General features: G+C 37.5%; 8 protein-coding genes. 1 reads left to right on the forward strand and 7 read right to left on the reverse strand.

Annotation, left to right across the window (positions count from 1 at the left end; translation table 11 throughout):
* Window positions 1-4: 4 nt before the first annotated feature.
* The 3 genes from JL102_RS01475 to JL102_RS01485 all read right to left on the reverse strand — a co-directional run bounded on the left by JL102_RS01475 (window position 5) and on the right by JL102_RS01485 (window position 5,559).
* The gene (locus JL102_RS01475; protein WP_202241906.1) at window positions 5-2,530 is read right to left on the reverse strand and encodes a M1 family metallopeptidase; all 2,526 of its coding nucleotides are present in this window, start codon (window positions 2,528-2,530) and stop codon (window positions 5-7) included.
* A 201-nt stretch (window positions 2,531-2,731) separates the two neighbouring features.
* Complete coding sequence (locus tag JL102_RS01480) at window positions 2,732-4,960, reverse strand: M1 family metallopeptidase (protein ID WP_202241907.1); 2,229 nt, start codon at window positions 4,958-4,960, stop codon at window positions 2,732-2,734.
* Between the two features lie 14 nt (window positions 4,961-4,974).
* Window positions 4,975-5,559 carry a HupE/UreJ family protein gene (locus JL102_RS01485; protein WP_202241908.1) on the reverse strand — a complete coding sequence of 195 codons (585 nt, stop codon included), beginning with the start codon at window positions 5,557-5,559 and terminating at the stop codon, window positions 4,975-4,977.
* A 65-nt stretch (window positions 5,560-5,624) separates the two neighbouring features.
* Here JL102_RS01485 and JL102_RS01490 point away from each other — a divergent pair, with 65 nt between their 5' ends.
* Window positions 5,625-6,116 (forward strand): DUF6702 family protein, encoded by a 492-nt coding sequence (locus tag JL102_RS01490; RefSeq protein ID WP_202241909.1) that lies wholly within the window; start codon window positions 5,625-5,627, stop codon window positions 6,114-6,116.
* A 7-nt stretch (window positions 6,117-6,123) separates the two neighbouring features.
* On the opposite strand, the gene thpR is transcribed toward JL102_RS01490, so the two are convergent.
* From thpR to JL102_RS01510, 4 genes are all read right to left on the reverse strand, one after another.
* Window positions 6,124-6,675: an RNA 2',3'-cyclic phosphodiesterase gene (gene thpR / locus JL102_RS01495; protein WP_202241910.1), complete on the reverse strand. Its 552-nt coding sequence runs from the start codon at window positions 6,673-6,675 to the stop codon at window positions 6,124-6,126.
* A 64-nt stretch (window positions 6,676-6,739) separates the two neighbouring features.
* Window positions 6,740-8,917, reverse strand: a complete 2,178-nt coding sequence (locus JL102_RS01500) for a S9 family peptidase (RefSeq protein ID WP_202241911.1) — start codon at window positions 8,915-8,917, stop codon at window positions 6,740-6,742.
* A gap of 140 nt (window positions 8,918-9,057) precedes the next feature.
* A complete protein-coding gene (locus JL102_RS01505) occupies window positions 9,058-11,433 on the reverse strand; it encodes a ribonucleoside-diphosphate reductase subunit alpha (protein WP_202241912.1) in 2,376 nt (791 codons plus the stop codon).
* 42 nt (window positions 11,434-11,475) lie between these two features.
* Complete coding sequence (locus tag JL102_RS01510) at window positions 11,476-12,468, reverse strand: ribonucleoside-diphosphate reductase small subunit (protein ID WP_202241913.1); 993 nt, start codon at window positions 12,466-12,468, stop codon at window positions 11,476-11,478.
* Window positions 12,469-12,481 lie beyond the last annotated feature (13 nt).

Raw genomic sequence — 12,481 nt, forward strand, 5'->3', positions numbered from 1 at the left:
AATGCTATCGCCTTCCAGTTACATCAAAATCTCCATATGATCCTAGGCTCATATTTCCATTAAATTGATCTCCTTCTACAATTACCTTGCTTTCTACAGTAAAAGCACCCGAAGATGCCTCGAAGCTAAATTTCAGTACATTTCCTTCTAGTGAAACTGATGTTAGCTCTCTCTTTTTAGAGCTGCTTTCGGTAGTTACTGTGCCAGAATATTTATTTCTCTTTTTCTTGATGTCTATGCTACCGGTTATTTCTCCTTCGGGCGTTTCTGTAGTGAAATGCCACTCTCCTTCTACCTTTACTTTAGCATTGGTATCTATTTTACTCTTGAATTGATCAAATTTAGAAAGTGAAGGCTCTCTTGGGAATATATTGTCTTCGGTATTAGTATCACCTGTTTTTTCTTCAGGGTCTACTACTATATCTGTTACTTCTTTATCGAAAGCAAAAACTTTAATTACTTCTTGCTCATTCATTCTCCATATTTCTGCAGGAATAGTTTCGGAGGTAGAAGAGCCATCATTAAAAGTAAACTTAACTATTAGAGGAGATACTAAGCCCCCTTCATTTTTAAAAGTCAGCTGATAAAAGTTTTTATCTGCAAATTTTTTCATAACAGCGTTGTCATCAATCTTATTCTGAAATTCTCCATAATATCTAGGATCTGTTTCAATAAGAGAAAAAGGCTCAGGCCCTTTGCTGAAGTCCATGGCGCTATTGCTGCTAGTTTGTAGATCAGCTTCATTCACAGATTTACCTTTGTTTTCTACGTCTCCGGTTTCATTTCTCATTTTGAACCACTGCACATTGCTCAGATTTACATCTACATGATCTACAGAGTAGAACCACCCTCTCCAAAACCAATCAAGATCTACAGCGGAAGCATCTTCCATAGTACGGAAGAAATCAGCAGGCTTAGGGTGCTTAAACATCCACCGGTTAGAGTACTCTTTAAATGCAGCATCGAAAAGATCTGGCCCCATAACTACTTCTCTAAGTACTGTTAACGCGGCAGAGGGCTTACCATAGGCATTATATCCAAATTGTTTAACTTGCTCAGAGTTAGTCATGATAGGAGTGATATATCTAGTATCGCCTTTCATATATCTTATTACGCCTTTTGGTGTACCCCAATCAAGGTCAAGGTCAGGGTAGCGCTCTCGTTTAGTTTCTTTTTCAAGGAAAGTATTGAGTCCTTCATCCATCCACGTCCACTGGCGCTCATCTGAGTTAACAATCATAGGGAAATAGTTGTGTCCTACTTCATGCACTATTACGCTTACTGTACCGTCTAAAAGTCTGGGAGAAATAGTGCCATCAACGGGTCTACCGTAGTTGAAGCATATCATTGGGTATTCCATTCCCTGGTTAGCAGCATTTACTGAAATGGCTACTGGGTAAGGGTAATCAAAAGTTCTTTCACTGTATATTTCAAGCGTGTTTTTAATGGCCTTAGTAGATTCATCTGCCCAAAGAGGGTTTCCTTCTTTAGGGTAAAAGGACATCGCTAAAGGTGTAGTAGTAGGTAGTTTTACAGCTTGTGCATCCCAGATGTATTTTCTGGAAGAGGCAAAGGCAAAATCTCTTACGTTATCAGCTTTGAAAGACCATGTCTTAGTTTTACTGGCTTTAGTTTTTTCATTTGCTTTGGCTTCAGCTTCAGTAACTATAAATACAGGCTTGTCATAAGTTTTTTTAGCCTTTTCAAAACGATCCATTTGTGTTTTAGAAAGTACTTGCTTAGCATTTTGTAGTACTCCCGTTGCGGCTACTATATGATCTTCAGGTACGGTAATGTTTACTTCAAAATCCCCAAAGGTCAGGGCAAACTCACCACGTCCTATAAATTGCTTGTTTTGCCATCCTTCATAATCATCGTATACGGCCATTCTAGGATACCATTGGGCACAAGTATAGGCATAGTTATCATCTTCAGGAAAGTATTCATAGCCACCTCTTCCGCCTATAATCATACGGTCATAAATATTGTAAGACCAATCGATCTGAAAAGTATAGCTATCACCTGATTTTAAGGGCTCAGGGAGGTTAACTTTCATCATAGTACGATTGATGACATAGTTAAGATCTTTACCACTCTCGTTTTTAACCGCTTTTATTTTATAGCCACCTTCATAGCCAGAGGCATCGGTACCCATTTGAGATTGAAAAAATTTGGCGGGCAAAGAATCGTTCAAAGTACCAGTACTGGTAATATCATCTAAATTGCCTTTAGCTCTTACATTTTGATCTAACTGCACCCATAGGTATGTAAGTACATCTGGTGAGTTATTATGGTATTTTATGTTTTCAGAACCCGTCAGCTCTTGGGTTTTGTCATTGATAGCTACATCAATTTTATAATCAGCTTGTTGTTGCCAATATTTTACTCCCGGTGCCCCTGATCCTGTTCGGTATACATTGGGTGTAGGCAATTGCTGGCCTAGTTGTTCAAACTTTTGTCCCCAATCTTCCTGTGCCCAGGAAGTACTCCAGGCTGCAAGAGCCATTACAGTGAGTAGAATCTTTCTCATATAATATAAAGTCTGGTTAAATTTTACAGTGTAGTATACAAATCTAGTTATTTTTTTCTGTGTATAGGAATGGAATTTATAATAAGAAACTAAGCAGCAGGCTTAAGGGTAATTTTCACTTTTGGAAGGAAGAACTATGGGTATGAATAAAAAAAGCCACTCATAATTGAGTGGCTTTTAAACGAATATAATTAGTACTTCCTATTTACCTTCTTTGCCTTTGAACTTGTCAAATTTAGAAGTGGATTCTTCTCTAGGGAAGTAGTTATCTTCTACATCAGTATCTGCTGTCTCCAGGTTTGGATCAAGCGTGATGTTAGTAACTTCTTTGTCAAAAGCAAAAACTTTAGTGGCAAACTGCTCATCCATTCTCCAGATTTCAGCTGGTATTTTTTCAGTTGTTTTGCTGCCATCTTTGAAGGTGAACTCTACTATAATAGGCATCACCAGTCCGCCTTTGTTTTGGAATTTCATCTGATAGAAATTCTTGTCAGCAAATTTGGCCATTACGGCTTTATCATTTATTCTATTATGAAATTCACCATAGTAGCGAGGATCAGTCTCAATTAAAGAGAACGGCTCAGGCCCATTGCTGAAATTCATAGCGCTTTCTGAGTCCTCTTTTTGAGCTAAATCTCCTTTTTTGGTTTTTTTGCCCTTGTTTTCAACCTGTGCATTTTCATCTCTCATAGTAAACCACTTTACTTCATCAATAGAAATATCTACGTGATCAACAGAGTAGAACCATCCTCTCCAATACCAGTCTAGATCTATGGCAGAGGCATCTTCCATAGTTCTGAAGAAGTCAGCTGGCTTAGGGTGTTTGAAAGCCCATCGGGTAGCGTACTCTTTGAAGGCAGCGTCAAATAGTTCAGGTCCCATTACCGTTTCTCTTAATATGTTTAAAGCGGTTGCTGGCTTGGCATAAGCATTGTTTCCAAACTGTACTATCTGCTCTGAGTTAGTCATGATAGGTCTGATATACTTAGTATCTCCTTTCATGTAATCGACGATGTTAGCCGCAGGGCCTCTTCTAGAAGGGAACTCATCATATTTTTCCTGCTCAGTTCTATATTGTACGAAAGTGTTTAATCCTTCATCCATCCATGTCCATTGTCTCTCGTCTGAGTTGATGATCATAGGGAAGAAATTATGCCCCACTTCATGGATGATTACTCCAATCATTCTGTATTTTAAACGATCGCTATAGGTTCCATCAGGGTTAGGTCTACCAAAGTTAAAGCATATCATAGGGTACTCCATTCCAATAGAAGCGGCATGTACAGATATGGCTTTAGGATAAGGGTAGTCAATAGTATATTTTGAATATGTTTCAAGTGTATTTTTAACTGCCTTGGTAGATTCCTTTTCCCAAAGAGGATTTCCTTCTTTAGGATAGTAAGACATGGCCAAAGGAGTTTTATCACCTATTTTAACGGCCTGAGCATCCCAAATAAACTTTCTAGAAGTAGCAAAAGCAAAATCTCTTACGTTATCTGCATGATAGTGCCATGTAGCTTTTTTGCTAGACTTAGTTTTTTCTCTTGCTTCAGCTTCTGCCTGAGTAGCTATGATCACAGGATTATCGAATGACTTTTTAGCTTGATCGAATCTTTTTTGTTGATCTTTAGTCAGTACATCTTTAGGGTTTTGTAGTGTACCAGTGGATGCTACGATATGATCAGAAGGAACAGTGATTTTTACATCAAAATTACCGAAAGTTAGTGCGAACTCACCCCTACCTAAAAACTGCTTGTTTTGCCATCCTTCATAGTCATCATAAACGGCCATTCTAGGGTAAAACTGAGCAATAGTGTACAGGTAGTTGTCATCTTCAGGGAAGTATTCCAAACCACTACGGCCGCCATCTTCCATACGGTCGTTAATGTTATAGCTCCAGTCTATTCCAAAAGTGTAAGAGTCACCTGATTTCAATTTTTCTGGCAGGTCTACTCTCATCATAGTTTTGTTGATGATGTATTTTAGATCTTTACCAGAATCATCTTTAACGGATTTGATTTTGAAACCTCCATCATAGTCAGAAATGCCTAAGCCTTGTGCAGCAAATTTTGCCGGCAGAGAATCTCTAAGGCTAAACTGACCTACTTTTAACGTATTCGTTCCTTGCTCCCTAACATTCTGATCTAGCTGTACCCACAGATAGCTAAGCGCATCGGGCGAATTATTGATATAAGTAATTTTTTCTTTACCGGTAATACTTTGGTTTTGATCATTAAGCTCTACCTCTATATCATAATTGGCTTGTTGTTGCCAATATGCATTTCCCGGAGCACCAGAGCCGGTTCGGTATTCATTAGGAGTGGGTAGCTCCGTGCCGAGCTGTTCAAATTTGCCTTGCCATGGTTTATCCTGTGCAAAGGATGCCTGACAAGCCAATAGTGTTATTAAACTAAGTGCTAGTTTCCTCATTCTTATTTTTTTAATTACCAAAATTTTGTTTCAAACATAAGCATAAGTGCTATGCCAGCTACAGCTGATGATATGACGATGCGCCAGTCTCTCCGCTGAACGCCTATAAGATCTACGAATATAAAACTAATTAGTAGAAAAATTGCAACCACTATTATTTGGCCTACTTCTAAGCCTATGTTAAAGGCAAATAGCTGTGATACAATACCCTTACTCTGTCCCAAAAGGCTTTTTAAATAGTTTGAAAAACCGAGTCCATGTATTAGCCCAAAGAAAAGAGCTAATAGGTAATTGGTTTGTATTAGCTTGGTGGAGAACATTTTTTCTTTTTTGAGAATGTTACTCATAGCAGTAAGAAAAATAGTCACTGGTATTAGAAACTCTATTACTGCACTGTCAAAATTAACTATTTTTAATGTGGAGAGCGCCAAAGTAATGGAGTGGCCAATGGTAAAGGCCGTTATCAGAACTAAAATGCGTTTCCAATCGTGTAATAAATATATGGCACATAATGCGATGACAAATATGATGTGATCATAGCCATTAATGTCCAAGATGTGTTCTAGGCCTAATTCGAAATATAATTGAAATTGGGTCATATTGATTTTATTATTAAGCGCAAGTTTAGGCTATATTTGCCCAAATTGATAAAACATTTATATCAATGCTGAAGTATTTCATGTTAGTGGTTATGTTTTTTGGAAGTGAATGGTTTCACCCTATGCACGTAAGTGTTTGTGAAATTAACTTTAACCAAAAGAATCATAGCCTGGAGTTTACTCATCATATTTTTATTGATGATTGGGAAAAATCATTCCGACAATCTCTGAAGGAGCCATTCTTAGACATCACGAATCCTGGAAAAGGAAGAACTACAGATGATTTATTGAAAGAATATCTCAAGGATAAGTTTAAAGTGACTATTAACGGGAAAGAGGTTTTGCCAAAATATCTTGGGCATGAAGTGGAGAACGATGCTATCTTTTGTTATTTACAACTTGATGGTGTTAATCAATTAGAATCAGTGAGGGTGTTTAATAGTATTCTTACCGAGGTTTATGATGATCAGGTGAATTTGGTGCATGTAGAGCGTGGAGGTGACATAAAAAGTATGAAATTCACCTCTGATAGTAAATTAGATGAACTTAAGTTTTAGGCCAGCTTTATTGTATCAGCTCAAAAGCTTTATAATTTTCCCAGTTTTTGCCATTATGCTTAAGTAGGTGAAAATGATGTACTTTGAAGTTGGCTTCATATTCTTTTTCTTGAAACTCAGACCATGCTTCGGCAAATTTTGCCTTTTTTAAATCTCTAAAAGCTACTGTGAGGTGTGGGTGGTATCCTCTATTTTTGTAGTCTGAGTTGAAGATATTTAGCTCTTTTTTCATTACCGTTGCTAAGTGCTTATATAATAGACTTAGTCCTTCAGGTTTATTCAAAGCCATATATATTACTCGTGGTTCAAAGGCCCCAAAGCCATTCATCACCAAGTCAAATGTATAGGAAGAGGAGGCCGTTTTCTCCAAAGCCTCAAATATTCGATTTTCCTTTTCTTCTTTCCATTTAAAAGGCATATGCAGCGTTATGTGGGGTGGAGATTTTAATGCTGCTTTTGAGTTGTATTTTTCACTGAAGTATTCTTTCCATTGCTGGGCCACTTCCTTAATGGGGTTTGGAGGTATAATGGCTATGAAATATAAATCTAGATCTTTCATGTTAGGAAAAGGAAGATAAAAGAGAAGGCTGCATTATTTTAATAATGCAGCCTTCTGATATGCTTTAAAGGTTTTCTAATATCCAGTTGGTCATCATGGTGCACAAGTGCGGGCGAGCACTGTCTTTGTAAATGCCATGCGCTCTGTCAGGATAGTAAAAAGAGTCAAATTGTTTTCCGTTATGGATCAATGCATTTTGTAATGCTACTGAGTTTTGGAAATGGACATTGTCATCTCCTGTGCCATGAATAAGCAGAAAGTTGCCTTTTAGTTGATTTGCATAGGAGGTTGGAGAGTTATCATCATAACCAGAGGCATTATTTTGAGGAGTATCCATGTATCTTTCAGTATAGATGGTGTCATAAAATCTCCAATTAGTTACAGGTGCCACAGCTATAGCAGCTTTAAATACATCTGCTCCTTTTAAAATAGCTAAAGAACTCATGTAACCACCATAGCTCCAGCCCCAAATTCCTATTCTACTGGCATCGACATAAGGTTGGCTGCCTAAGTATTTAGCGGCTTCTATATGATCCTGTACTTCATGTTTTCCTAGTTGCTTGTAAGTAATTTTCTTGAAATCAGCTCCACGACCACCAGTACCTCGAGTATCAATAACCGCCACTATATATCCTTTTTGAGTCAACATCTGGTGCCAGTAATATTGCCCTCCAGCCCATGAGTTAAATACATTCTGAGAACCTGGACCACTATATTGATAGATTAGAACCGGGTATTCATTCTTTGGATCAAAGTTTTCTGGTTTAAGCATGTAACCATTGAGTTCTGTACCGTCTACAGTTTTAAAAGTGAAAAACTCCTTCGGTTGAAGGTTATACTCAGTGGTAGTTTTTACTAGAGCTGCATTATCTTCTAATACTTTTATTCTTTTATTTCCTCTAGTCTGATATAACGTAACTTTCAAAGGATCAGTGGCGCTAGAGTAGTAATCTATATAGTATTGCTGATCTTTGCTCATATTAATGTTATGCACACCTTGCTGGTCAGTGAGCTTTTGCTTGCCTTTACCATTAATGCCAACAGAATAGAAATATTTTTCCAGGGGCGATCCTTCATTTGAAGTATAGTAGATGGTAGCCTTCTTCCCTTTTTCTTCTACACCAGCAATAGATAATGCCTCCCACTTGCCACTAGTTATTTGGTTGATAAGCTTGCCATTAGTATTATAAAGGTATAAATGCTTAAACCCGGATTTTTCACTAGCCCAGATGAATTGGTCTCCATCTTCCAGGTAGTATAGTTCGTCAATAAAATCTATGTCTACATAGGTGTCATACTTTTCTGAAAGTACTTCTTTTACTTCTCCATTATTCATATTTACATGGAGTAAATCAATTTTATTTTGGAGTCTGTTAAGCCTTATTAATGCTAGTGTTTGAGCTTTTTTCGTAGGCTTTATCCTGGCTATATAAAACTCTTTGTCATCACCCTGTAGTTCAACTTTGGTTAGTGCTTCGTCTTTAAGAGAAAAGATTTGTGCGGTAACCTGGCTGTTATCCTCTCCAGCTTTTGGGTATTTGAAGCGATAATCTTCCGGATAAAGCTGTCCGTTATGCCATACTTGCATGTTGTATTCTCTTACTTTGCTTTCATCGAATGTAAGAAAGAATAGCTGCTCGCTATTTCCAGACCATTCAAAGGCTTTGGTAAATGATAACTCTTCTTCATATACCCAGTCGGTACTACCATTGATGATGTGGTTGAATTTACCATCATTAGTAATTTGAACCTCGCTCATGTCATCGAGGTTTACATAAAAAAGGTTGTTATCTCTTGTAAATGCCACCTTGGAACCATCCGGGGAGAATGAAGCGTATGATTGTTTGCCATTTTCTGATAGCTTTACCAGTTTTTTGCTTTCCATCTCATATACATAGAATTCTGCTTTATAAGATCTTCTGTAAATGCTCTCCCTTTCAGTCATCAACAAGATTTTATCCATGTCTTTGCTGAAAGTATAGCCTTTGAATTTTATGGAAGGGTTGAGGTCATCTCCATTGAGTATAGTAGAAACTTTTTCACCGGTAGTAACATCATATTTTACAATGTCATTTCCTTCCTGGGCGCTGTAGTAGCGTCCGTCATTCATCCAATTAATGCCATAAACACTCTTTTGGGAGAAAGTGTCTTTTTCAAAAACATCAGAAACTGTTATTTTTTTTTGGGCTAATGAAACATCCATATAAAGTAGAGCAATAAATGCTAGTATTATTTTTTTCATGGTTATGTAATAGATTATTGGTCAGCGAATTTAAGAAAAGCAGTTGAGTAGAGAGGCACCATTGGTATAAGGAAATAAAAAAGTCCCGATCTATTAGGATCGGGACTTCAAGTTAAAGTGAATTAACTAGGTGACATAAATTAACTTCCACAAGCCTCACAAGAATCCGGATCATCCAAAGAACAAGCCATGTCTGAGCGATTTTGCTCTTCTAATTCTACATTTCTCGCTACAGGTTGATTTTTGGCAGACTTATCAACTGTAAACTGAATAGCAGAAGCAGCGGCTTTTGTTCTTAGATAGTACATTCCAGTTTTCAAGCCTTTTTTCCAGGCGTGGAAGTGCATAGAGGTTAACTTACCGAAGTTAGGTTCCTGAACATGAACGTTCATACTCTGGCTTTGGCAAATATAAGCTCCTCTATCGGCAGCCATATCTATAATAACTTTTTGAGAGAGTTCCCAAACAGTTTTATATCTGTCTTTTATGTTTTGAGGGATATCAGCGAAACCTTGAACCGAACCGTTAGCTTCGATCAATCTGTTTTTCATATCGTCATCCCAAATTCCAAGCTCAATCAGATCTCTCATTAAGTGTTTGTTCACTACAATGAACTCACCTGATAAAGTTCTTCTGGTATAAATGTTTGAAGTATAAGGCTCAAAGCACTCATTGTTACCAAGTATCTGCGAAGTAGAGGCAGTAGGCATTGGAGCTACTAACAAAGAGTTTCTTACACCATGCTTTTTCACTTGCTGCTTCAAAGAAGCCCAGTCCCAACGGTTAGACTCAGGAGTCACTCCCCACATATCAAACTGGAATATACCTTTAGAAACCGGTGAACCTTTAAATGTTTCATATGGTCCTTCTACTTGAGCTAGTTCCATAGAAGCTGTCATAGCAGCAAAGTAGATGGTTTCGTGGATATCTTTGTTTAATCCTTTAGCTTCTTCAGAGTCAAAAGGCATTTTTAACATTAAGAAGGCATCAGCCAAACCTTGTACACCTATACCTATAGGTCTGTGTCTTAAGTTTGATGTTTTGGCTTCGGCAACAGGGTAATAGTTAACATCAATAATTTTGTTGAGGTTACGGGTAATTACCTTAGTTATCACATAAAGTTTTTGATGATCAAAAGTACCTTCTTCAGTAACGAATTTAGGAAGTGCAATAGATGCCAGGTTACATACCGCTACTTCATCAGGAGCAGTATATTCCATAATTTCAGTACATAAGTTACTAGATTTAATAGTACCTAAATTCTTTTGGTTAGACTTTTTATTGGCAGCATCTTTATAAAGCATGAACGGAGTTCCTGTTTCTATTTGAGCTTCCAGTATTTCAAACCACAAGTCTTGGGCTTTTATTTGTCTTCTGTATTTGCCTTCACTTTCGTACTTAGTGTATAGTTTTTCAAAGTCATCGCCATAGCAATCAGCTAGTCCAGGAGCTTCGTTAGGGCAGAAAAGAGACCACATTTCATTGTTTTCTACTCTTTTCATGAATAAATCCGAAATCCAAAGAGCGTAGAATAAATCTCTGGCTCTTAACTCTTCTTTACCATGGTTTTTTCTTAAATCAAGGAAGTCAAAGATATCTGCATGCCAAGGCTCAAGGTATATAGCAAAGCTACCTTTTCTTTTACCTCCACCCTGATCTACGTATCTGGCAGTCATATCAAAGTTTCTCAACATAGGTACTATACCGTTAGAAACACCCCCTGTTCCTTTGATATATGATCCGGTAGCTCTTACGTTATGGATGCTCAACCCTATACCACCAGCTGACTGTGAGATTTTAGCACACTGCTTTAAAGTATCATAAATACCATCGATACTATCTTCCTGCATGGTAAGTAGGAAACATGAAGACAACTGAGGCTTTGGAGTACCTGCGTTGAAAAGTGTAGGTGTAGCGTGAGTAAACCATTTTTCACTTAGCAAGTTGTAAGTTTCAATTACAGACTCAATGTCATCCATATGTATACCTACAGCTACTCTCATAAGCATATGCTGAGGCCTTTCTACTATCTTACCATCTATTTTCATGAGGTAAGATCTTTCTAGAGTTTTAAACCCGAAGTAGTCGTAGTTGAAATCCCGATCGTATATGATGGTAGAGTCTAGTAAAGCAGCGTTTTTCTTGATAACCCCATATGCTTCTTTAGAAATTAAAGGTGCATTTTCTGCTGTTTTGGGGTCTTCATAAGTATAAAGTCTTTTCATTGTGTTTGAAAAAGACTTGCTAGTTACCTTATGAAGGTTAGAAATAGCCATTCTTGCAGCTAACAAAGCAAAATCAGGGTGCTTCGTAGTCATTGAAGCAGCAGTTTCGGCTGCCAAGTTATCCAGCTCTACGGTAGTAACACCATCATATATTCCATTTATAACCTTTTTTGCAATATCTACAGGCTCGATATAGTTCATATCAAGGCCATAGCAAAGTTTATCAATTCTGGAGGTAATTTTATCAAATTTGACAGACTCACGCCGTCCGTCTCTTTTTATCACTAGCATATATATCGGGGGTTATATTGGTTTTTTATAAAACAGAAACAATTAAAAATCTTCGTCAAGAGAAAACTTAGGAGAAGAATCATCACTTTTCTTCATCACACCAGCTTTTTGGTAATCTCCTACTCTTTTCTCGAAAAAGTTAGTTTTTCCTTGTAAAGAGATCATCTCCATGAAATCAAACGGGTTAGTTGCTCCGTATATTTTCTCTCCGGTAAGCTCTTGCAGTAGCCTATCTGCCACAAATTCAATGTATTGGCACATCAAATCAGCATTCATACCTATAAGAGAAACAGGAAGAGCATCAGTAACAAATTCTTTTTCAATGGAAACGGCGTCTTTAATGATTTCCTTAACAGTGCTTTTAGGCAACTTGTTTACGAGGTGGTTATTATAAATTAAACAAGCAAAATCACAGTGTAAGCCTTCATCTCTTGAGATCAGCTCATTAGAGAAACTAAGACCAGGCATGAGCCCTCTTTTCTTTAACCAGAAAATAGAGCAGAAGCTTCCTGAGAAGAATATTCCTTCTACTGCCGCAAATGCCACTAAACGTTCTGCAAAACTTCCTTTATCGATCCATCTGAGCGCCCATTCAGCTTTCAACTTCACGCAGTCCATCGTGTCGATAGCATTAAAGAGCCTGTCTTTTTCTTTGGCATCTTTAATATAAGTGTCTATAAGTAAAGAGTAAGTCTCAGAGTGAATGTTTTCTACTGCTATTTGAAAGCCATAGAAAAATTTAGCTTCTGTATATTGTACTTCAGCCACGAAATTTTCTGCAAGATTTTCATTTACAATTCCATCACTAGCAGCAAAAAAGGCTAGTACATGAGATATGAAGTGACGTTCGCCATCATTGAGATTATTCCAGTCTTTTAGGTCTTGCCCTAAATCGATCTCTTCTGCTGTCCAAAAGCTGGCTTCTGATTTTTTGTAAAACTCCCAGATATCATCATGCTGTATTGGGAATAATACAAATCGGTTTTTGTTCTCTTTTAGTATAGGTTCTTCAATGGCATTTGTGCTGTCACTCATCATTTACTTATTT

Source organism: Fulvivirga sediminis (assembly GCF_016757215.1).
GTDB lineage: Bacteria > Bacteroidota > Bacteroidia > Cytophagales > Cyclobacteriaceae > Fulvivirga > Fulvivirga sediminis.